This is a genomic window from Ensifer sp. NPDC090286, assembly GCF_044769565.1.
In the GTDB taxonomy this organism is placed as follows: domain Bacteria; phylum Pseudomonadota; class Alphaproteobacteria; order Rhizobiales; family Rhizobiaceae; genus Ensifer.
The window spans coordinates 460,713-482,490 of the sequence record NZ_JBIVYF010000001.1 but is presented as its reverse complement, the minus strand read 5'-3'; the positions used below and the strand labels follow the sequence as shown (position 1 = coordinate 482,490).

The window sequence follows — 21,778 nt, the reverse complement described above, 5'->3', positions numbered from 1 at the left end:
AGCACCCATGGGCCTAAGCTCAAAGGCTATACAGGACTGATCCGAAAGCGATCTGGCGCCCATCGCTGACGAAATACTGAACCATGACCAGAATCAACGCCGCGACGCACGCGAAAATCAATCCATCGACCCGATCCATAACGCCGCCATGCCCCGGAATGAGACGGCTGGAATCCTTCACCCCAAAACGGCGCTTGATGAAGGATTCGAACAAGTCTCCCACTTGGCTGGCGACGGAAAGCACCAGCGCAATGATCGGAATCCGGAGATCTTGCAGCGAAAAATAAGCCATAAAGACGGCAACACCGGCGAGGATGCCGCAAATTGTGCCACCGATCGCGCCCGACCACGTCTTGCCGGGCGATATGCGCGGGGCAAGCTTCGGTCCACCAATCGCGCGGCCGGTAAAATAGGCGAAGATGTCGGTCGCCCAGACGACTGCGAAGACGAACAGCGTCGCCATCAGGCCGAGATCGTCGGCGCCGCGAAGGGCGGCAAGCGAAATGCCGGTCAGCCCGGCATAGGCGATGCCGCCCGGAAGCCACCAACTGGTCTTCTGCAGGGCTACCCAAAGGACGGTGAGCGCGACGAAGGCGGCCAGGACCGGAAGGCTGTAGCCGATGTATCCGGTCACGATCAGGCCGGCGATGATGACAATGGCCAGCCAACCAACGGCGTTGCCCTGGAAATCCCCTTCCTGGAGGCCAGTGATCGTCGACCACTCATAATACACCAGCAGCGCAATCAGCGCCGAGAGAAGCTGGAATGCCAAGCCGCCGAACCAGGTCGCCGCCAGTGTCACCGCTGCGAGGACCACGCCCGAAGCGATACGAAGCTTGAGTTCAGTCTGCATCAGGAACCAACCGCCAGCGTGGGCTCGGTGACGCCGCCGAAGCGGCGCTCGCGGCAGGCGTATTTTTCAAGAGCCGCCAGGAACGTCTCTCGGGTAAAGTCCGGCCACAGTTCCGGAACGAAGATCAATTCCGAGTAGGCGCCCTGCCACAGAAGGAAATTCGAGAGACGCTCTTCGCCACTGGTCCGGATGATCAGGTCCGGATCCGGGATGTCCGATGTGTCGAGCGTCGCCGAGATACGTTCAGCGGTAATGTCCTCGGGCCGCAACCGTCCTTCCGCGACTTCCGTCGCCAGGCGCCGCATGGCCCGTGTCATCTCGTCCCGCGCGCCGTAGTTGAAGGCGATAACAAGCGTGATGCCGGTATTTGCCCGCGTCGTTTCCTCCGCCTCCACCAACAACGGCAGAATGTCACCCCTGAGGTTGGAGCGGTCGCCGATGACGCGGATGCGCACATTCTCGCGGTGAAGGTCGGCAAGATCCCGGCGGATAAAAGTCTTGAGCAACCCCATGAGATCGCTGACTTCCGCCGCCGGCCTGCTCCAGTTTTCCGAGGAAAAGGCAAAAAGCGTGAGGTAGCGGATCCCCAACTCGCCCGCCGTCTTGACGGCGGCGCGAACAGTCTCGACACCCTTGCGGTGCCCCATCGTGCGCGGCAGCCCACGCGCGTTCGCCCAACGTCCGTTGCCATCCATGATGATGGCAACATGTTCCGGAACGGTCGTGGAAGTGAGGTTTTGCATAAGGCGTCCGCGAAAGGAGACTCAGATCACGAGCAGATCAGACCTGCATGATTTCCTTTTCCTTCTCGACGAGCAAGCGGTCGATATCGGAAATCGTTTCGTCGGTCATCTTTTGCACGCGCTCGGACTGAGAACGGCTGATATCCTGGCCGATGTCGCCATCCTTTTCGGCTTTTTTCAGGTCGTCCATGCCATCGCGACGCACGTGACGCACGGCGACCTTCGCCTTTTCGGCGTAGTCATGTGCCACTTTGACGAGCGACTTGCGGCGCTCTTCGTTGAGCTCCGGCAGCGGAATGCGCAGGTTCTGGCCGTCGATGATCGGATTGAGGCCGAGGTTTGATTCGCGAATGCCGCGATCGACGGCGCCGACCATCTGCTTGTCCCAGACCGAGACGGACAGCATGCGCGGCTCGGGAACCGTGATGTTCGCCACCTGGTTGAGCGGCACGCGCGAGCCATAGGCTTCGACGGTCACCGGATCGAGAACGTTCGCCGACGCGCGGCCGGTACGGAGCGACGCGATATCGCTCTTGAATGCGGAAATGGCGCCATCCATGCGACGCTTCAGTTCCTTCAGGTCAACACCTTCACTCATGGTCGAAACTCCCGTTCTATCATGCGCCGGCCGCAAGGCCGTTCTGCAGCTTCTTAGTTGTCTGTGACGATGGTCGCGCGACCGCCGCCGGTCAATATTTCCGCAAAGCCACCCTTCTCATGAATGGAGAAGACAACGATCGGAATGGCATTTTCGCGTGCGAGCGCGACGGCGGCAACATCCATGACGGCAAGGCCCTTCTCGAGGACTTCGCTGTGCGTCAGGCGGTCGAAGCGGGTCGCAGTCGGATCCTTCTTCGGGTCGGCGGAATAGATGCCATCGACCTGCGTGCCCTTGAAGATCGCCTGCGCGCCCATTTCGGCGGCGCGAAGGGCGGCGGCAGAATCGGTCGTGAAGAAGGGGTTGCCGGTGCCGCCGGCGAAGATCACGACGCGGCCGAGGGAAAGATGGTAGAGCGTTGCACGCTGCGAGAAGCTCTCGCAGATTTCCGGCATCGCGATGGCCGAGAGCACTACCGTGTCGATGTCGAGCTTGCGCAGCGACGTTGCGAGCGCCAGCGCGTTGATCACGGTCGCCAGCATGCCCATGTGGTCGCCGGTCACCCGGTCGCCACCCTTGGAAGCGACGGCCACGCCGCGGAAGATGTTGCCGCCACCGACAACCACGCCCACTTCGACGCCCATGGCGCGAGCCTCAGCGATATCCGCGGCGATCCGGTCGGCGACCGCGACATCGATGCCGAAGCCCTGGCTACCCATCAGGGCTTCGCCGGAGGCTTTGAGTAGAACGCGTTTGTAGAGTGGCTCGGCCGGCATCATCGCTCCTGAACAGATCGGCGCGCGTGCGCACGAAGGCGGCGCACAGCGCATAAGGACACATTGCGCTCCATGGTTTCAACCGCAACGGCGTATTTTCCGGCGGGTCCAGCGCATTGACGAAGCCGGATACACGAAGGGCACCGCGTTGTCACGCGATGCCCCAAGGTTTTCCCAATATGGGTGAAGAAATCAGCCCTTGGCGACGGCTGCAACTTCTGCAGCGAAGTCGGACTCTTCCTTCTCGACGCCTTCGCCGAGCAGCAGGCGAGCCATGCCGGTGACTTCGATCGGCGCGCCAGCGAGCTTTTCAGCGTCCTTGACGGCCTGACCGACGGTGATTTCCGGGTTCATGACGAAGGCCTGCGACAGCAGAGCGACTTCTTCGAAGAACTTGCGCATGCGGCCTTCGACCATCTTTTCGATGATGTTGTCCGGCTTGCCCGAAGCGCGCGACTGTTCGATGAAGACGTTGCGCTCGCGCTCGGCGACAGCGGCGTCGACTTCGTCGGCGCGGATCGCGAGCGGGTTGGTCGCAGCGATGTGCATGGCGACCTGACGGCCAACCGAGTACAGCACTTCCTTGTCGCCGACCGACTTCAGCGCGACGAGAACGCCGAGCTTGCCGATGCCGTCGCCAGCAGCGTTGTGGATGTAGGTTGCAACAACGCCGTCTTCGACCTTGAGCAGAGCTGCGCGACGCAGCGTCATGTTCTCGCCGATGGTGGCAATCGCATCCTTGATGGTCTCATCGACCGACTTGCCGGTTGCCGGGTAGTTTGCAGCCGCAATGGCTTCAACCGAGCCGTCGGTGGTCAGCGCTACATTGGCAACGCCGCGGACGAGTTCCTGGAAGGCTTCGTTGCGGGCAACGAAGTCGGTTTCGGAGTTGATTTCGACGACGACGGCCTTGACGCCACCGCTGACAATACCGATGAGGCCTTCAGCAGCCGTGCGGCCCGACTTCTTGTCGGCCTTGGCGATGCCCTTGGCGCGCAGCCAGTCGATCGCAGCTTCCATGTCGCCGTTGGTTTCGGCGAGCGCCTTCTTGCAGTCCATCATGCCTGCGCCGGTCTTTTCGCGCAGTTCCTTCACCATTGCTGCAGTTACACTCATCTTATTGCCTCTTTGTCTGTTGGTTGGCGCGCTGCCCTTGAGGGCGCGGTACCAGGAGGTGTGGCAGGGAATGGCTTTTCATTGTGACACCGTGATGACTGCATCATCGCGGGCATTGTCCGGATCCAATGATCCGAACGGATCGGCGCCACCCCTGGCTGAAAAGAACAAGGCCGTTTTGACTTTCATCACAAACGGCCTTGTCCCGACATTTCATTGGGGGCGGCAGAGCTTATCTGCCGCCAAGGCCCGATCAGGCGTCGGAGGCCTCGTCGAGCGCCGGCTCAACCGGAGCTTCGGCGGATGCGCCGAGGTCACGGCCCGATGCGCCCTGCTGGCGTGCGATGCCGTCGATGGCAGCGCGTGCGATGAGGTCGCAGTAGAGAGCGATCGCGCGCGAAGCGTCGTCGTTGCCCGGGATCGGATAGTCGATCTGGTCCGGATCGCAGTTCGAGTCGATGACTGCGACAACCGGGATGCCGAGGCGCTTGGCTTCGTCGATCGCGATCGATTCCTTGTTGGTGTCGATGATGAACATCAGGTCCGGCGTGCCGCCCATGTCGCGGATACCGCCGAGAGCGCGGTTCAGCTTTTCGCGCTCGCGCTCAAGGTTCAGGCGTTCCTTCTTGGTGAAGCCCGAAGCTTCCGAAGCGAGGATTTCGTCGAGCTTGCGCAGGCGCTGGATCGAGTTCGAAATCGTCTTCCAGTTGGTCATCATGCCGCCGAGCCAGCGAGCGTTGACGTAGTACTGGGCCGAACGCTTGGCAGCGTCAGCGATGATTTCGGACGCCTGGCGCTTGGTGCCGACGAACAGAACGCGGCCGCCGTTGGCAACGGTGTCGCTGACGATCTGCAGGGCGCGCGACAGCATCGGCACGGTCTGTGCGAGGTCGATGATGTGAACGTTGTTGCGATCGCCGAAAATGTACGGCTTCATCTTCGGGTTCCAGCGGTGCGTCTGGTGGCCGAAGTGAACGCCAGCTTCCAGAAGCTGACGCATGCTAAAATCAGGCAATGCCATGCCTTTTCTCCTTTTCCGGTTTAACCTCCGCGAAGCGTCGAGCATGTCTTTCGACCGGCCCACCGGCGGAACGATCCGGATTTCTCCCGGAACATCCCAAGCTTCACGTGTGGAATGGGCAGCCCCTTAACGGCAACCGCCCGATAAATCAAGCCGCAAACGCCGCTTTTTACGGCAATCGGCTATTTGCAGTCCTCGGATTTGAACACTTCGAGGTCCGCAAGCTTGCCGCTCAGGACGAAATCGCCGTAGTCCATCGTCAGGTCGCGGGTAATCCCGTTCTCGTAGAGCTTGAACGACATGCGGTAGATCGGCAGCGCGTCGCCGCTCTTGTCGTCGTTGAAGTAGGAGATGGTCACCGGCCAGTAATTGTCGCCGCTGAGCTTGCCCGCCTTGCCGGCATCCGGCTCGTCCGCCGAGGGTTTGCGAGACTTGCCGACGAAGGTCGAGGTGATCAGGGTCTTGTCGCCCGAATCGGAGCCGTCGAAGATGCGTGCCTCAAAGAGGCTCTCGCCCTTCTTCGCCCGCGAGATCACTTCCATCATGTGCGCGGTCGGAAACCGGCTCGCCGCGAGTTCTATTTCGCGCTTGTCGGGCGCGGTCAGTTCGACCTTGACGCCCGCCTTATCCTCATGCGCCGTCCCGCGCACTTCCTTGTCCAACTTCTCGTCGGTGAAGGAGCGGGTCAGGAAGCGGAAGTTGCCGTTCTTCAGGTCCTCGTAGGTGGTCGTCTGCTGATCGGTCAGGCGCACTTCCTCACCGGTATCGACCTGGGTGACGAAACGGAAGCTAACGGTATAGCCGGCGCAGGCCGAGCCATTGAACTCGTAGACCATGCGACCATACATGCCGGCGATACCGGAACGATCCGACGCATCCTTGAGTTCGAGATCATAGACGGCACGGTGCGGCACAAGGGCGTTTGCGTACGCCGCCGTGGCGCCCGATAGTGTCATGACGGCGAAACAGGCGCTGCCCAAAGTGACGAGACCGAAGCCTTTATGAAACATCCGTTTCCTCCTGTTGGACTCGCCGGCAATGCTATAAACAAGCGTTCGGCAGAAGCGAGGCGGCGTTCGCAGGAAAAAGCCGGCGCCCGCCGCGATCCGGCCTGAATGCAGGATTTTAACACAAAAGACAACAATGGAGCTTTCCATGTCGGCAGAGATCGAAGCGCGCCTCAAGGACCTCGGAGTGACCCTTCCCCAGGCTGCGACCCCGGTTGCAAACTACGTGCCCTACGTCATCAGCGGCTCGATGCTCTACATCTCCGGACAGCTTCCGATGGAAGACGGCAAGGTCGCCGTGACCGGCATCGTCGGCAAGGATGTGGACGTTGCCCGCGCACAGCGCGCCGCCGAACTCTGCTCGATCAACATCCTCGCCCAGGCCAAGGCAGCACTCGGCGGCGATCTCGGGCGCATCCGCCGCCTGGTGAAGATCAACGGCTTCGTCGCCTCGACCCCGGAATTCGTCGAGCAGCACCTCGTCATCAACGGCGCGTCCAACCTGCTCGCCACCGTGCTCGGTGAAGCCGGCAAGCATGCGCGCGCCGCCGTCGGCATGGCTTCCCTTCCCTTCAACGCCGCCGTCGAGATCGACGCCGTCATCGAAATCGCCTGACAGAGTGCCCGACATGGCTGACATTTCCTGGCTGAAAGCCCAACCGATCGCCCATCGCGGCTATCACGACATGAACAAGGCGGTCTGGGAGAACACGCTTTCTGCCTTCGCCCGCGCCGTCGATGCCGGTTTCGCGATCGAATGCGACCTGCAATACACCGCCGACAGCATCCCGGTCGTCTTCCATGATGACGACACGCAGCGCCTTTGCGGCATCAAGGGCGACGTGCGTTCGCGCACTGCCGGCGAGCTCGGCCTGATGGCGATCGGCGGCACGAAGGACAAGGTGCCGACGTTGACGCAGATGCTGCGCCTGGTCGCCGGCAAGGTGCCGCTCGTCATCGAGCTCAAGGGCCGCAAGGGCGACGACGAGGGCTTTGCCGCCGCCGTGCTCGAAACGCTCGAAGGCTACAAGGGTCACGTTGCGCTGATGAGCTTCGACCACTGGCTGCTCAAGGACCTGAAGGCGCTCGACGCGCCCTACCCGCTGGGCCTCACCGCGGAAGGCGCCAATCCGGAGACTTTCTTCGTGCATGAGGAAGCCATGCAACTCGGGCTCGACTTCATCTCCTACCACTACGGCCACCTGCCGAATTCGTTCATCACCAAGGAACGGACGCTCGGCAAGACGATCATTACCTGGACCGTGCGCGACCGGCAGGCCGAAGCCTACACGTTTGCCCATGCGGATCAGATGACCTTCGAGGGTTTCGACCCGCGGGAGGCCCTGGTTTCCTAACGTAATGTCAGACGCCGTCACCCTCCGTATCGCGCAATCCTTCACCGATATACCGGCGGCACGCTGGAACGTGCTGTCCGGTGCATCGAAGGCGTTTCCCGGCGGCGTCTACAATCCCTTCCTCTCGCATGCCTATCTTTCGGCGCTCGAGGAGTCCGGTTCGGCGACGGCCAAGACCGGTTGGCTCGGCCAGCATCTGTTGCTCGAAGGCGGCGACGGCCAATTGCGCGGCGGCCTCGTCTGCTATCTGAAGAGCCACAGCCAGGGCGAATACGTTTTCGACCACGGCTGGGCCGACGCCTTCGAGCGCGCCGGCGGCCGCTATTACCCGAAACTGCAAAGCTCTATCCCCTTCACGCCTGCGACCGGACCACGGCTGCTTACGGCACCGGATGAAAACACGAGCGCCGTTCAGGATGCGCTTGCGGCAGGCTTGAAGGAGCTTGCCCGCAGACACGATGTCTCGTCGGCCCATGTGACTTTCGTGCCCGAAGCCGAGATCCCTGCGCTTGAGCGCGCAGGGTTTCTGCACCGCACGGACCAGCAGTTCCACTTCACCAATGAAGGCTATGGCTCCCACGCCGATTTTCTGGAGACCCTTGCCTCACGCAAGCGCAAGGCGCTGAAGAAGGAGCGCAGGGCTGCGCTCGAAAACGGCATTTCGATCGACTGGCTAACCGGCAGCGACCTGACGGAAGCGATCTGGGACGAGTTCTTCGCCTTCTACATGGACACCGGCGGGCGCAAGTGGGGCCGCCCCTATCTGACGCGCGCCTTCTATTCGCTGATCGGCGAACGCATGGCCGACGATATCCTGCTGGTGATGGCGCGCCGCAACGGCCGCTACATCGCCGGCGCGATCAACTTCATCGGCGGCGATGCGCTCTACGGTCGCCACTGGGGCTGCATCGAGGATCACCCGTTCCTGCATTTCGAGGTCTGCTATCACCAGGCGATCGACTTTGCGATCGCCAAGGGGCTGAAGCGCGTCGAGGCCGGCGCCCAGGGTGAGCACAAGCTTGCGCGCGGCTACATGCCCGTTACCACCCATTCCGCCCATTTCATCACCCATCCGGGGCTCGCCCGCGCCGTCGGCGACTATCTTCAGCGCGAGCGCAGGGATGTGGAGGAAACGGGCGAAATTCTTGCAGAGCATGGACCTTTCCGCAAAGGTGAACGGCAGGACGACTAAGCCGCTTTTCGTGAAGCCGGTTTCATTACACGAGGAAGAACAATGAGCTACGACGACAACAACATCTTCGCCAAGATCCTGCGTGGCGAAATTCCCTCGCATCGCGTCTATGAAGACGACGCGACGATCGCCTTCATGGATGTCATGCCGCAGGCCGAAGGCCATCTCCTCGTGGTGCCGAAATCCCCCTCGCGCAACCTGCTCGACGCCGATGCCGCAACGCTGCCGGCGCTGATTGCTACCGTGCAGAAACTGGCCGTTGCCGCCAAGGAAGCTTTCGACGCCGATGGCGTGACGATCATGCAGTTCAACGAAGCGCCGGCCGGACAGTCGGTCTTCCATCTGCATTTCCACGTCATTCCGCGGCAAGCAGGCGTGCCGCTGAAGCCGCATTCCGGCACGATGGAAGACGGCGCCATCCTCGCGGCCAATGCCGAAAAGGTACGGCAGGCGCTTTAATCGCGCTCGCATCATCCCCTCTGGGAACCAGGAGCCGGCGACGCCGGCTCTTTAACAGACGGTCAGGTGAAAGACCTCGCCTCGGCCTAAAAACCCAACCACCACAGGCCCAACGCCAACGCGGCAATCGATGACGCGATCCCGATTGCCGGCTTTCGTCCAAACAGGAAGAAGGCGGCAGCCCCAAAGCCGACGGCACCGGCGCGCAGCCAGAGCGGAGATTGTTCGAGTACGCCCGTGGGATAGAGAATGAGCTTTGCGATGACCGCTGCGACCAGCGCGGTAGCAACTGCCCTCACCCAGTTCAGAGCCTCGGAATCATCGCGCAGCTTGTTGCCGGTGATGACACCCAGCCAGCGCCAGATGTCGGTCGCCAGCCAGCCGGCAATCGCGATGAAGACATAGGCCCACCACCCATCCTGCCAGGTCATGCTCCCACCTCCTTGCGGCGGCGCCAGAGGCGCTCGATGAGCCAGGCGAGCGTGCCGCCGACAAGGCCGGCCAGCAGAATGTCGAATTCCGGAAACAGCCAGTAGAACAGCGGCCCCCCGGCAAGGCCGAAGAGCAACGCCACGTAGACGACGGGGTGGCGCGCCGAATGCCAGATCGAGGCGAGGAAGTAGACCGGCGTCAGGAAGAAAAGGCAGCCGGCGACGATTGGCGGGAAATCGGCGACGAAGTGGTAGACGACGGCGACGAGCAGCATGTTTGCCGCCACCAGTGTGATACCGAAGCCGGCGAAAAAGGCGACGCGCCGCTCACGCGGCACCTGCGGCACCTTCTCCATCGCGAACACCCATGCGGTGATCGCGACAAAATGCGACAGAAAGAGCAGAAGCCAAGTCGGCGTGCGTGACCCGCGCAATTCCGGTATCAGCGCGGCGACCATCGGCATCAATCGGACGGACGACAGCGAGACCGCGAGGAAGGCGGTCGCGAGACCCGCGCCACTCATCATCGAGCTCACGAGAATGACCTTGGCCGGGAGCGCCCAGACCATGCCGACCATGAAGACCACTTGCTCGACGGGGATGCCGGCCTGGGCCGTCAGCGAACAGAAGCCGACAAAGGACAGCATCAGAATGAAGGCTGGCAGGCTGAAGATGCCGCGCATGCCTTTCCCGAACCAGGCGAGCGAAGATTGCTCGTCTTCTTCTCTCTTCATCGGCGATTCCGGATTGTTTCCAACTCGACCACGACGACCCGGGATCGAATCGTCCGGGATCAGCAAGGCCGAATATAGGCTATCGGACCGGCCCGCGGGCGAAAAACCACGCTGGAGTTCCTATTTCGTCCTCAAAGAAAAACGGCGCCGGATGGTTTGCATCAGGCGCCGTCGAACGTGTCTTGCGGGTTACTTCTTGCGCGGCACCTTCGGCACCGTGCGGCCCTTTCTGGGAGCCGCGTCGCCTGCCCCGGCTTCGTCATCCGTTGACGCCTTGGCGGCAGCCTTCTTCGGCTTGGACTTCGGCGCGGGCTCGGCGCCCACCTCTTCCTTGTCTTCGGCCTTCTTCGGCTTCGCCGCCTTCATTGCCGGGCGGGATACTTCCGCCTTCGGCTTGATCGGCGTTGTCTCCGGAACTGCATCGAGCAACAGGCCCTTGGTGCCATCGGCCTTGGTGCCGATCGTCACCTTGACGACGCCGCCCTTCTTCAGCTTGCCGAAGAGGATTTCATCGGCGAGCGGCTTCTTGATGTTTTCCTGGATGACGCGGGCGAGCGGCCGCGCGCCCATCTTCTCGTCGTAGCCCTTCTCGGCCAGCCAGGCGATCGCCTCCGGCGCGAGGTCGAAAGTGACGTTGCGCTCGGCGAGCTGGGTTTCCAGCTGCATGACGAACTTCTGCACCACCTGGTGGATGACCGGGGTCGGCAGCGAAGCAAACGGAATGACCGCGTCCAGACGGTTGCGGAATTCCGGCGTGAACAGGCGGTTCAGCGCCTCTTCATCTTCGCCCGTGCGCTTGGAAGAACCGAAACCGATCGCGGCCCGGGCCATTTCCGATGCGCCGGCATTAGTCGTCATGATCAGGATGACGTTACGGAAGTCGATCTTCTTGCCGTTGTGGTCGGTCAGCGAACCATGGTCCATGACCTGCAACAGGATGTTGAACAGGTCCGGATGCGCCTTCTCGATTTCGTCGAGCAGAAGCACGCAATGCGGATGCTGGTCGACGCCATCGGTCAGGAGGCCGCCCTGGTCGAAGCCGACATAGCCGGGAGGTGCACCGAGCAGACGCGAAACCGTGTGCCGCTCCATGTATTCCGACATGTCGAAGCGCAGGAGCTCGACGCCAAGCGAGGTCGCAAGCTGCTTGGCGACTTCCGTCTTGCCGACGCCAGTCGGGCCGGAAAAGACGTAGCAGCCGATCGGCTTGTTCGGTTCGCGCAGGCCGGCACGGGCCAGCTTGATCGACGACGCGAGCGCCTCGATCGCCAGGTCCTGGCCATAGACGACCGAGCGCAGTTCCCGCTCGAGGTTGGCAAGCACCGCCTCGTCGTCCTTGGAGACCGTCTTCGGCGGAATGCGCGCCATCGTCGCGATCGTCGCCTCGATCTCCTTTTCGGTGATCAGCTTGCGACGCTTGCTGGCGGGAAGCAGCATCTGTGCGGCACCGGATTCATCGATTACGTCGATCGCCTTGTCCGGCAGCTTGCGGTCGTTGATGTAGCGGGCCGACAGCTCAACGGCCGCCTTGATCGCCTCGTTCGAGTATTTCAGGTGGTGATACTCTTCGAAGTAAGGCTTCAGGCCCTTCATGATCTCGATCGCGTCGGCAATCGTCGGCTCGTTCACGTCGATCTTCTGGAAGCGGCGGACAAGCGCCCGGTCCTTCTCGAAGAACTGACGATATTCCTTGTAGGTGGTCGAGCCGATGCAGCGGATCGCGCCGGAAGACAGTGCCGGCTTCAACAGGTTCGACGCATCCATGGCGCCGCCGGAGGTGGCACCGGCGCCGATTACCGTATGGATCTCATCGATGAACAGTACGGCGCCCGGATAGTCCTCGAGTTCCTTGACCACCTGCTTCAGGCGCTCTTCGAAATCACCACGATAGCGCGTACCGGCAAGCAGCGTGCCCATGTCGAGCGAGAAGATCGTCGCATCCTGCAACGCTTCCGGCACCTTCTTTTCGATGATGCGCTTGGCAAGGCCTTCGGCGATCGCCGTCTTGCCGACGCCGGGGTCACCGACATAGAGCGGATTGTTCTTCGAGCGGCGGCACAGCACCTGGATCGTGCGGTTCACCTCGGCGTGACGGCCGATCAGCGGATCGATCTTGCCGGACTTCGCCTTCTCATTGAGGTTGACGCAATAGGCGGTCAGCGCGTCCTGCTGCTTCTTGGCGCTTGCCTCTTCGTTGTCGCGCGCGGGCTTCTGCTCGCTCTCGTGATCGTCGGAGCCGCGCACCGGGCGGGCTTCGGAGCTGCCGGGCCGCTTGCCAATGCCGTGCGAGATGAAGTTGACCGCGTCGTAGCGGGTCATCTCCTGCTCCTGCAGGAAATAGGCAGCGTGGCTTTCGCGCTCGGCGAAGATCGCGACCAGCACGTTGGCGCCGGTCACTTCCTCGCGGCCGGACGATTGGACGTGAATGACCGCCCTCTGGATCACGCGCTGAAACCCGGCCGTCGGCTTGGAATCTTCGTCGTAGCCGGTCACCAGGTTCGAAAGTTCGTTATCGACGTAATCGGTTACGGTCTTGCGCAGCGTCTCAAGATTGACGTTGCAGGCGCCCATCACGGCCGCCGCGTCGGCATCGTCGATCAATGCCAGAAGCAGATGCTCGAGCGTAGCGTATTCGTGGTGGCGCTCGTTGGCAAAAGTCAGTGCCTGGTGCAGCGCCTTTTCGAGGCTGGGCGAAAATGTTGGCACGTTAGTTCCTCATTTCTTTTCCATGACGCATTGCAACGGATGCTGATGCTGCCGGGCGAAATCCATCACTTGCGTCACCTTGGTTTCGGCGACCTCATAGGTGAAGACGCCGCACTCTCCCACGCCGTGATTGTGGACGTGAAGCATGATGCGGGTCGCCTCTTCCGGGTTCTTTTGAAAGAAGCGCTCCAGAATATGGATGACAAATTCCATCGGCGTGTAATCGTCATTCAAAAGCAGAACACGATACAAACTCGGCTTTTTGGTCTTCGGCTTGGTACGCGTGATGACGGACGTGCTGCGGTTGTTGCCGTTCCCCTCATCATCGCTACCTTGCTGCATCCGGACCGGCATGGCGATCATTCTTGTCAGTTCCTTGTCCAGCAGCGACCCATCGAACTCGGCCGCAGCCTGCTTGCCCTTTATCTAATGGTTCGTTTTCAGATTTTAAGACCGAACCAACACACTGCAATCATAATCGCACGTTGACCGGCAAGATTGATCAACTTTCTTTGGGCTGCGCACAGCTTATGCGAAAAACAAAAAGGCCGGTCGCAAGCGCTGCGACCGGCCTTTTTATTGGGAAATTGTTCTAGCCGGTGATCAGGCTGCTGCAGCGGCTGCCTTGACTGCTGCCGTTGCCTTGGCAACCGGCGCTTCGTAGGGCTTGTAGGCGTCCTTGGCGAGGTCGGCATACATTTCGCCGATCTTCGTTGCTTCGGCGACGAAGCCTTCGTAGCTCGACTTCACGAAGTTGGTCTGCAGTTCGAATGCAGCCTCGACGCTCTTGACGCTGGTCAGCTTCTCGACATGCGCGACGCTGTCCTCGAACGACTTCTTCGAAAAGTCGGCGGCTTCGGTCGCGATAGCCTGAAGACCCTTGGTCCAGGCGGAATAGCTCTTCACAGCCACGTCAATGGCTTCCTTGCTCTTCTTGTTTGCATCGTCGAAGTTGAACATCCGGTGTCTCCTTGGTGACGGCCTGATCTGGAGGCTTCAGTTTATGTGCACTGCACAAAAAGTCAAGACGAGTGTGCGATGCAATAAAATACAACAGATGCAACAACTTGATGAAATATCGCGGTCCCGCATGAAATTTCTTGCCGCGTTCACTACAGCCCCAAGATGAGCAATGGCGAGCAATTGCCCAGAGAGACATCAACCTCCCGCACAAAACAATAAACCCCAAAAATCCCAGGGATTTTCGGGGTTTATACTGAAAGCGTTCGACGCTGGACCTTAGAGGTCGATGTCGAGGATCGCCATGGAGAAGTTGTAGGAAAGCTCGCCGTCTTCCTCGTCGCGGAAGACCACACCGAGGAACTCGTCACCGAGATAGACTTCAGCGGACTCGTCCTTCTTCGGGCGAGCCTTGACGACCATCTGCTGATTGAAGGTGCGCTTGAAATAGGCTTCAAGCTTGCGGATTTCTTCGGGCTTCAAAACACGTCTCCGTAGCCGTTTAAACTGTGCGGCGCTTCTCGCACGCTGCATCGGCGGGTGTAAACCCCTCGAAAGAGGCTACGCACCGGTTCCCGCATGTCAGATATCGAAGCTGGCAAGGATCTGGTCCATCTGGCGCGACGGCTCGGAACAACCGGCCTCGCCCACGACCTTCGCCGGCACGCCGGCAACGGTCGATTTCGGCGGCACCGGTTTCAGCACGACCGAACCGGCAGCAACGCGCGAGCAGTGTCCGATATGGATATTACCGAGGATTTTCGCTCCGGCGCCGATCAGGACGCCATCTGCGATCTTCGGATGGCGATCGCTGCCCTCCTTGCCCGTGCCGCCAAGCGTCACGCCGTGCAGGATCGAGACGTTGTCGCCGATGACGGCCGTCTCGCCGACAACGAGGCCGGTCGCATGATCAAGGAAGATGCCGCGGCCGATGCGGGCGGCGGGGTTGATATCCGTCTGGAAGACGCTGGACGCGCGGCTCTGCAGGTAGAAGGCGAAATCCTTGCGGCCGCGCTTCAACAGCCAATGGGCCAGGCGATGCGTCTGGATCGCATGGAAGCCCTTGAAATAGAGCACCGGCTCGAGAAATCGGGTGCAGGCGGGGTCGCGGTCGTAGACGGCCTGGATATCGACACGCAGGATGGCGCCCCATTCCGGCCAGTCCTCGAGCATTTCAGAAAAGGTCTGGCGCAAAAGGTTCGCTTGCAGATCCGGGTGATCCAGCCTTTCGCAGATGCGGTAGATCACGCTTTCTTCGAGGGAATGCTGGTTGACCACGGTGGAATAGAGGAAGGCCGCGAGCATGGGATCTTGCTCGGCGGCGACCCGGGCTTCTTCGCGCAGGCTATTCCAGATCGGGTCCATAACTTTCAGCGCTTCTGCCTGGCGAAGTTCGGTCTTGGCGACCATCGTCGCTCTCCTTCCTTGTCCGTGCCTGCCATCACTATAGGGGAAATCAGGCGTGACTTAAATGGCGTCTGGCGGCGACAACGATACGCTAGGCGCGATCGATCTCCGCCAGAAATTCGAGCACCGCTTTCTTGAAAACCCGGTCGCCGACGGCGAGCATATGGTCGCGGCCGGGAATGTCCAGCGCCCGCGCATGCGGCATCAACGCGGCAAGTTCTTCGGCCGATCCGGCGATATCATCGCTCGTCCCGACGCCGATCAGCGTCGGCTGCTCGATGCGCCCCATGTCTTGCGCAGTCAGCAGATCCCGCGAGGTCGAGATACATGCCGCAAGCGCCTGCCGGTCACTCTTGGTCTGGTCGGCAAAGGCGCGGAACATGCGGCCGCGCGCATGGGTCACGTCGTCGAGCGACGGCGCCACCAAAGCGTCGGCAATCGGATCCCAATCCCCTACCCCCGACACCATGCCGATGCCGAGGCCGCCGAAGACCAGCGAGCGCACGCGGTCGGGATGCGCGAGCGCCAGGAAGGCCGAAATGCGCGCGCCCATCGAATAGCCCATGACATGGGCCTCGGCGATCCCGAGATGCCCGAGCAATGCAGCAGCGTCGCCAGCCATCTGCTGCGGGCGGTAGAGTTCTGGGTCGTAGGGCTTGCTGCTCTTGCCGTGGCCGCGATTGTCGAGCGCGATGACGCGGTAGCCGGCATCGCCCAGCGTCTTCAGCCAACCCGGAAACACCCAGTTGACGTTGGCGCTGGAGGCAAAACCATGGATGAGCAGAATGGGCGCGCCGGACGGGTCGCCTTCATCGAAGAAGGCGATCTCCAGACCGTCATGATTGAAACGGGAAAACGGCGGCGGGGTGAGATCCATCTATTCATCCTCGGGCATATCGATCAGGCGCAACCTAGTTCGTCGCTTTGGCGGGCGAAACCCCGCACCGGCAAAAACCACAACTGCGGCAGCTTTGCCGCTACACATTTCCGGCAAAGCTGACTATGGTGCCGCCAAATTTGACCTTCAGACTTGCATTCATCGGAGCATGACATGGCCGGCCACAGCATCCCGCATTTCCAGAATGACGGCGGACATCAGGCAATCGAAATCGGCGTCAAGGAATTCATGTGCACCGGCGCATCCGTTCCCTACGATCACCCGCACATCTTCATCGACATGGGTGACGACAGCGAGAAGGTCTGCTCCTACTGCTCCACGCTCTACCGCTACAATCCGAAGCTGAAGGCGACCGAAACAAATCCTCCCGGCTGCCTCTTCGCCCATAAAGCTGCCTGATAAGCGGCGATGTCGCGCCCCGTCGCGATCATCGGCGCCGGCATCGGCGGCCTCACGGCTGCCTTGTGCCTCGCCCGGCGCGGCTTCGAAGTCGACATCATCGAGCGGGCAACGGCGCTGACCGAGGTCGGCGCCGGCCTGCAGCTCTCGCCGAACGCCTCCCGCATCCTCATCGAACTCGGCCTGCAGACACAGCTTGAGAGCGTATGGACGGAGCCCGAACGCATCGGGCTCGTCGACGGCCGCTCCTTGCGCGCGCTTGCCAACGTATCGGCCGGAACCTTCGCGCGCCGCCGCTGGCATGCGCCCTATGGCGTTCTTCACCGCGCCAGCCTTCAGAAAATCCTGCTGCATGCCGTTCAATCCGAACCGCATTGCCGGCTCCACCTCGGGTGCCAGATCGACAAGCCCGGGGAACAGGCGATCGCGGACGTGACCGGGCGCAAGCCGGACGTCGTCATCGGCGCCGACGGCATCTGGTCGCGGCTGCGCGAGACCGTGCCCGGCGCCGGCCGCGTCCGATTTTCCGGCAATGTCGCCTGGCGCATGACGCTTGCAGCCGACATCGCCGCGGGCGTGCTGAAGCGCGACGAGGTCACCGCCTTCCTCGGCCCGCACGCCCATCTCGTCGCCTATCCTCTACGGGAAGTCGGCGGCTTCAATCTCGTCGCCATCATCGAGGGCAAGGAGACCGACGCGGTCTGGGTCGGCAAGGATTCGGACGAGCGGCGCCAGGATTGCCTGAACGCCTTTTCCGGCTGGAACCCCGGCATCCGCTCGCTTCTCGAAAAGGCGGTAACGCCCACCTACTGGCCGCTCTGCACCGTCGACGACGGCGCCTGGCAGGATGGGCAAAGGACCGTGCTGATCGGCGACGCGGCCCATGCAATGACGCCCTTTGCGGCCCAAGGTGCGGCCATGGCCATTGAAGACGCATTCGCGCTTGCGGCCTGCCTGTCTGAAGACCTCAGCGTCCCGACTGCCTTGCGGAAATTCGAAGCCCTTCGCCGGCCGCGCATCGCGCGTGTCCGCCGCCGCGCGGCTTTCAACCATTTCGCCTATCACGCCCGCGGCCCGGTGCGCATCGGCCGCGACATGGTGCTGAAGCTCAAGGGCGCCGACGCGCTCGCAGCCGACCTCGACTGGCTCTACGGCTACGGCGCGCCGGAACGCTAAGAACCAGCCGCATCTCGCTGCAATTTGGCCCGGCTCATCCGGCGAACCTCCCCCAGAAAAGCAGAACGCCGCGGATAACCGCGGCGCCCGTTCCTTCCTTGTCAGACTGCGTTTGCCGCAGCCAGGCCCGCTTCGATGTCGCGGCGGATATCCGGCACGTCCTCGAGGCCGATCTGCAGGCGGAGAACCGGCCCTTCCGTCGGCGCCAGCGCCACCTTGCGATCACCGAGACCGACGTGGACTGCGAGGCTTTCGAAGCCGCCCCAGGAATAGCCAAGCCCGAAGAGCCTGAGCGCATCGAGGAAGGCGTGCGCCTTGGCCTTGAACCGGTCCGGGCTATCCGCCTTCAGGACGAAGGAGAAGATGCCGCTCGCGCCGGTGAAGTCGCGTTTCCAGAGTTCATGACCCGGGAAGCTCGGCAGCGCCGGATGCAGCACGCGAGCCACTTCGTCGCGTGTTTCCAGCCACTTCGCCAGCGTCAGGGCGCTTTCCTGGTGCCGCTCCAGCCGGATGCCCATGGTGCGCAGGCCACGCAGGATCTGGTAGCTGTCATCGGGCGAGACGCAGACGCCGAGCGTCACCATCGCCTCCGTCAGGGCCGGCCAGTGCTCGGCATTGGCCGAGACTGTGCCGAAGAGCACGTCCGAATGGCCGGACGGATATTTGGTCGCCGCATGGATCGACACGTCGACGCCATGGTCGAGCGGCTTGAAGTAGACCGGCGTCGCCCAGGTGTTGTCCATGGTGACGATACAGCCATGGCGATGGGCGGCATCGGCGATGGCGCGGATGTCCTGCATTTCAAAGGTGTTCGAGCCCGGCGCTTCGGTGTGCACCAGGCGCGTGTTCGGGCGGATCAGGCTTTCGATCGCCGCACCGATCATCGGATCGTAGTATTCGACCGTGACGCCAAGGCGCTTCAGCATCGTGTCGCAGAAATGGCGCGTCGGGAAATAGACCGAGTCGACGATCAGGGCATGATCGCCGGCCGAGAGATAGGCGAGGAACGGCACCGTGACCGCCGCCAGCCCCGAGGGCACGAGGATCGTCCCGGCGGAACCTTCGAGTTCGTTGATCGCGTCGCAGAGCGCGTCGGTGGTCGGCGTTCCACGGGTGCCGTAGGTGTACTTCTGCGCCCGCGTTTCCATCGTCTTGGCATTCGGGAACAGCACCGTGGAGGCGTGCACCACCGGCGGATTGACGAAGCCGAAGTAATCGGAGGGGTTGTTGCCGCTGTGGGCGAGACGCGTGTTGATGCCTGCCTTGCCGTTCACATTGCCACTGTCTGCCATTGCTCATTCCGCTTCTTGATTTCGAATGCAAAACTCTTCGAACGAGCCACAATCGCGGTCAAGTGGCAAAAATCACGGAGTGTCGTTTTGACCGTTGCATGGCCACTTCTGGCGATTTTTCCGCCAGAGCGTGCTTCGCACCCCCAAGATCTGCCTAACTTTCTGGCTTGTTTCGAGTTTTTCACATGCAAAACCAGAAAATCGGCGGCCTCTCTTGACCCTCATGGAATTTGAGCATGAGATAGCCGACACTCGCGCCAGGAGGGTGGCGGAGGCTCACCGCGCTAGGAGACGCGACGGTGCAGACTGGAACTAACGACAACAGAAAAAGGTTCTAAAAATGGCAAAAAGAATTCTGACAGCTCTCGTTGGCGCTGCTGTCATGGGGATTGGCACACAGGCGGCTTCGGGCGCTACTCTTGATGACGTCAAGGCCAAGGGCTTTGTCCAGTGCGGCGTGAACACCGGCCTCGCCGGCTTCGCAGCGCCGGACGCTTCGGGCAATTGGAGCGGCTTCGACGTAGACTACTGCAAGGCAATCGCCGCCGCGATCTTCGCGGATGGCAGCAAGGTCAAGTACACCCCGACGTCCGCCAAGGAACGCTTCCCGGCGCTGCAGTCGGGCGAAGTCGACGTCCTTGCCCGTAACACCACCTGGACGATCAACCGCGACACCGCGCTCGGCTTCAACTTCCGCCCGGTCAACTACTATGACGGCCAGGGCTTCATGGTTCGCAAGAGCCTGAACGTCAAGTCGGCGCTGGAACTCTCGGGCGCTGCGGTCTGCGTGCAGACGGGCACCACCACCGAACTCAACCTTGCCGACTACTTCAAGGCGAACAACCTGCAGTACAACCCGGTCGTCTTCGAAAAGCTTGAAGAGGTCAACGCCGCCTATGATGCCGGCCGTTGCGACGTCTACACGACCGACCAGTCCGGCCTCTATTCGCTGCGTCTGACGCTGTCGAAGCCGGACGATCACATGATCCTGCCGGAAATCATCTCGAAGGAGCCGCTCGGCCCGGCCGTGCGCCAGGGTGACGACCAGTGGTTCGATATCGTCAGCTGGACCCATTACGCATTGATCCAGGCTGAAGAGTTCGGCATCACCCAGGCCAACGTCGAAGAAATGAAGAAGTCCACCAACCCGGACGTTCAGCGCTTCCTCGGCGTCGAGGCTGACACCAAGATCGGTACCGACCTCGGCCTCACCAACGAATGGGCCGTGAACATCATCAAGGCCGTCGGCAACTACGGCGAAGTCTTCGACCGCAACATCGGCGCCGGCAGCCCGCTCAAGATCGAGCGCGGCCTCAACGCGCTGTGGAACAAGGGCGGCATCCAGTACGCTCCGCCGGTCCGCTAAGGCGAACCGATAATACGGGGGAAGCGGGCAACCGCTTCCCCATCCCAACGATAAAAACACCCAAAAGGGTGAAAAGGGGAAAAGAGGCATTGCATGGCGATTGGCGTCACAACTACGCCTGAGAAATCGAAAGCGTCCGGGTCGTTCATCAACGACCCTCAGGTCCGCGGCATCTTCTATCAGGTCATCACCGTCGTCCTAGTAGGGGCTTTCGTCTATTGGGTGGCCGACAACACGATCGAAAACCTCAAACGGGCGAACATTGCTTCCGGCTATGACTTCCTCAGGGGGCGCGCCGGCTTCGACGTCGGGCAGTCACTGATCGCCTATACCAGCGATTCGACCTATCAGCGTGCACTGGTCGTCGGCCTGCTCAACACGCTGCTGGTCGCGGTCTGCGGTATATTCACGGCGACCATCATCGGCTTTGCAGTCGGGATCGGCCGTCTGTCGCACAACTGGCTGATCGCAAAGCTGTCGCTCGCCTATGTCGAGGTGTTCCGCAACATTCCGCCGCTGCTCGTGATCTTCTTCTGGTACAGCGGCGTTCTGGCGATCCTGCCGCAGCCACGTGAATCGGCAGCGCTACCGCTGAACATGTTCCTCAACAACCGCGGCCTCGCCTTTCCGAAGCCGGTGCTCGGTGACGGTTGGCAATACACGTTCTTCGCCTTCGTCATCGCGATCATCCTAAGCTTCGTTGTGGCGCATTACGCCCGCAAGAAGCAGGAGGCCACGGGACAACGTTTCCCGCTGCTCTGGACGGTTCTCGGGCTCATCATCGGCCTGCCGCTCCTGACGTTCTTCGCCACGGGATCGCCGATCACCTTCGACATTCCGGTTGCCGGCAAGTTCAACCTGACGGGCGGCTCGGTCATCGGGCCGGAGTTCCTCTCCCTGTTCCTGGCGCTGTCGTTCTACACCGCGGCCTTCATCGCCGAAATCGTGCGCGCCGGCATTCGTGGCGTGTCCAAAGGACAGACGGAAGCGGCCCACGCGCTCGGCATCCGGCCAGGCCTGACCACGCGCCTCGTCGTCGTTCCGCAGGCGCTGCGCATCATCATTCCGCCGCTCACCAGCCAGTATCTGAACCTGACCAAGAACTCGTCGCTCGCCGTCGCCATCGGCTATGCCGATCTCGTGGCCGTCGGCGGAACGATCCTCAACCAGACGGGACAGTCGATCGAGGTCGTGACGATCTGGATCATCGTCTACCTGTCGCTGAGCCTCACGACATCGCTGTTTATGAACTGGTTCAATGCCCGCATGGCCCTGGTGGAGAGATAAGA

24 protein-coding genes are annotated in these 21,778 nt (G+C 61.6%); 8 read left to right on the top strand and 16 right to left on the bottom strand.

The genetic code is table 11. From position 1 onward, the window contains the following. Positions 1-19 precede the first annotated feature (19 nt). From ACIQUG_RS02425 to ACIQUG_RS02395, 7 genes are all read right to left on the bottom strand, one after another. A complete protein-coding gene (locus ACIQUG_RS02425; protein WP_192446040.1) occupies positions 20-853 on the bottom strand; it encodes a phosphatidate cytidylyltransferase in 834 nt (277 codons plus the stop codon). Further along, positions 853-1,596, bottom strand: coding sequence for an isoprenyl transferase (locus ACIQUG_RS02420; RefSeq protein WP_192446039.1), 744 nt, complete (start codon positions 1,594-1,596; stop codon positions 853-855). Before ACIQUG_RS02420 ends, ACIQUG_RS02425 begins: the two co-directional genes overlap by 1 nt. A 37-nt stretch (positions 1,597-1,633) precedes the next feature. Beyond that, positions 1,634-2,194, bottom strand: coding sequence for a ribosome recycling factor (gene frr / locus ACIQUG_RS02415; protein ID WP_034796704.1), 561 nt, complete (start codon positions 2,192-2,194; stop codon positions 1,634-1,636). 53 nt (positions 2,195-2,247) lie between these two features. Continuing rightward, positions 2,248-2,970 (bottom strand): UMP kinase, encoded by a 723-nt coding sequence (gene pyrH, locus ACIQUG_RS02410; RefSeq protein ID WP_043622205.1) that lies wholly within the window; start codon positions 2,968-2,970, stop codon positions 2,248-2,250. A gap of 192 nt (positions 2,971-3,162) precedes the next feature. Then, positions 3,163-4,086, bottom strand: coding sequence for a translation elongation factor Ts (tsf, locus tag ACIQUG_RS02405; RefSeq protein ID WP_043622170.1), 924 nt, complete (start codon positions 4,084-4,086; stop codon positions 3,163-3,165). A 253-nt stretch (positions 4,087-4,339) separates the two neighbouring features. Continuing rightward, entirely contained in the window at positions 4,340-5,107 is a 768-nt protein-coding gene (gene rpsB / locus ACIQUG_RS02400) for a 30S ribosomal protein S2 (RefSeq protein ID WP_043622167.1), read from the bottom strand. A gap of 182 nt (positions 5,108-5,289) precedes the next feature. Then, positions 5,290-6,117 carry a cell envelope integrity EipB family protein gene (locus tag ACIQUG_RS02395; RefSeq protein ID WP_192446038.1) on the bottom strand — a complete coding sequence of 276 codons (828 nt, stop codon included), beginning with the start codon at positions 6,115-6,117 and terminating at the stop codon, positions 5,290-5,292. Positions 6,118-6,262: 145 nt separating this feature from the next. On the opposite strand from ACIQUG_RS02395, the gene ACIQUG_RS02390 reads away from it, so the two are divergent. From ACIQUG_RS02390 to ACIQUG_RS02375, 4 genes are read left to right on the top strand one after another with little or no spacing between them, the layout of a single operon-like run. Then, positions 6,263-6,730, top strand: a complete 468-nt coding sequence (locus ACIQUG_RS02390; RefSeq protein WP_043622203.1) for a RidA family protein — start codon at positions 6,263-6,265, stop codon at positions 6,728-6,730. Between the two features lie 13 nt (positions 6,731-6,743). Continuing rightward, positions 6,744-7,469, top strand: a complete 726-nt coding sequence (locus ACIQUG_RS02385; RefSeq protein ID WP_402317000.1) for a glycerophosphodiester phosphodiesterase — start codon at positions 6,744-6,746, stop codon at positions 7,467-7,469. Positions 7,470-7,473: 4 nt separating this feature from the next. Further along, positions 7,474-8,661 (top strand): GNAT family N-acetyltransferase, encoded by a 1,188-nt coding sequence (locus ACIQUG_RS02380; protein WP_402316997.1) that lies wholly within the window; start codon positions 7,474-7,476, stop codon positions 8,659-8,661. A gap of 42 nt (positions 8,662-8,703) precedes the next feature. Beyond that, positions 8,704-9,120, top strand: coding sequence for an HIT family protein (locus tag ACIQUG_RS02375; RefSeq protein ID WP_043622157.1), 417 nt, complete (start codon positions 8,704-8,706; stop codon positions 9,118-9,120). Positions 9,121-9,206: 86 nt separating this feature from the next. Here the strand turns inward: ACIQUG_RS02375 and ACIQUG_RS02370 are convergent, their stop codons facing one another. From ACIQUG_RS02370 to ACIQUG_RS02335, 8 genes are all read right to left on the bottom strand, one after another. After that, on the bottom strand, positions 9,207-9,551 hold the full coding sequence (locus ACIQUG_RS02370) for an AzlD domain-containing protein (protein WP_192446036.1): 345 nt from the start codon (positions 9,549-9,551) through the stop codon (positions 9,207-9,209). Continuing rightward, positions 9,548-10,285: an AzlC family ABC transporter permease gene (locus ACIQUG_RS02365; protein ID WP_402316993.1), complete on the bottom strand. Its 738-nt coding sequence runs from the start codon at positions 10,283-10,285 to the stop codon at positions 9,548-9,550. Before ACIQUG_RS02365 ends, ACIQUG_RS02370 begins: the two co-directional genes overlap by 4 nt. A 189-nt stretch (positions 10,286-10,474) precedes the next feature. Beyond that, positions 10,475-12,991 (bottom strand): ATP-dependent Clp protease ATP-binding subunit ClpA, encoded by a 2,517-nt coding sequence (gene clpA / locus ACIQUG_RS02360; protein ID WP_402316990.1) that lies wholly within the window; start codon positions 12,989-12,991, stop codon positions 10,475-10,477. Positions 12,992-13,000: 9 nt separating this feature from the next. Further along, the gene (gene clpS / locus ACIQUG_RS02355) at positions 13,001-13,354 is read right to left on the bottom strand and encodes an ATP-dependent Clp protease adapter ClpS (protein ID WP_043622145.1); all 354 of its coding nucleotides are present in this window, start codon (positions 13,352-13,354) and stop codon (positions 13,001-13,003) included. 240 nt (positions 13,355-13,594) lie between these two features. Continuing rightward, positions 13,595-13,951: a phasin family protein gene (locus ACIQUG_RS02350; RefSeq protein WP_034796735.1), complete on the bottom strand. Its 357-nt coding sequence runs from the start codon at positions 13,949-13,951 to the stop codon at positions 13,595-13,597. Between the two features lie 279 nt (positions 13,952-14,230). Then, the gene (locus ACIQUG_RS02345; protein ID WP_034796738.1) at positions 14,231-14,434 is read right to left on the bottom strand and encodes a DUF3126 family protein; all 204 of its coding nucleotides are present in this window, start codon (positions 14,432-14,434) and stop codon (positions 14,231-14,233) included. Positions 14,435-14,533: 99 nt separating this feature from the next. Next, a complete protein-coding gene (gene cysE / locus ACIQUG_RS02340) occupies positions 14,534-15,361 on the bottom strand; it encodes a serine O-acetyltransferase (RefSeq protein WP_402316985.1) in 828 nt (275 codons plus the stop codon). Between the two features lie 88 nt (positions 15,362-15,449). Beyond that, a complete protein-coding gene (locus tag ACIQUG_RS02335) occupies positions 15,450-16,235 on the bottom strand; it encodes an alpha/beta fold hydrolase (protein WP_402316982.1) in 786 nt (261 codons plus the stop codon). A gap of 174 nt (positions 16,236-16,409) precedes the next feature. On the opposite strand from ACIQUG_RS02335, the gene ACIQUG_RS02330 reads away from it, so the two are divergent. Both ACIQUG_RS02330 and ACIQUG_RS02325 read left to right on the top strand, forming a co-directional pair. Continuing rightward, positions 16,410-16,655, top strand: coding sequence for a zinc-finger domain-containing protein (locus ACIQUG_RS02330; RefSeq protein ID WP_043622135.1), 246 nt, complete (start codon positions 16,410-16,412; stop codon positions 16,653-16,655). 9 nt (positions 16,656-16,664) lie between these two features. Continuing rightward, positions 16,665-17,831 carry an FAD-dependent monooxygenase gene (locus ACIQUG_RS02325; protein WP_402316978.1) on the top strand — a complete coding sequence of 389 codons (1,167 nt, stop codon included), beginning with the start codon at positions 16,665-16,667 and terminating at the stop codon, positions 17,829-17,831. A 101-nt stretch (positions 17,832-17,932) separates the two neighbouring features. On the opposite strand, the gene ACIQUG_RS02320 is transcribed toward ACIQUG_RS02325, so the two are convergent. Then, entirely contained in the window at positions 17,933-19,123 is a 1,191-nt protein-coding gene (locus ACIQUG_RS02320; RefSeq protein ID WP_402316975.1) for a cystathionine beta-lyase, read from the bottom strand. 340 nt (positions 19,124-19,463) lie between these two features. Here ACIQUG_RS02320 and ACIQUG_RS02315 point away from each other — a divergent pair, with 340 nt between their 5' ends. After that, positions 19,464-20,489, top strand: coding sequence for an amino acid ABC transporter substrate-binding protein (locus ACIQUG_RS02315; protein ID WP_402316972.1), 1,026 nt, complete (start codon positions 19,464-19,466; stop codon positions 20,487-20,489). 93 nt (positions 20,490-20,582) lie between these two features. After that, entirely contained in the window at positions 20,583-21,776 is a 1,194-nt protein-coding gene (locus tag ACIQUG_RS02310; RefSeq protein ID WP_402316969.1) for an amino acid ABC transporter permease, read from the top strand. Positions 21,777-21,778 lie beyond the last annotated feature (2 nt).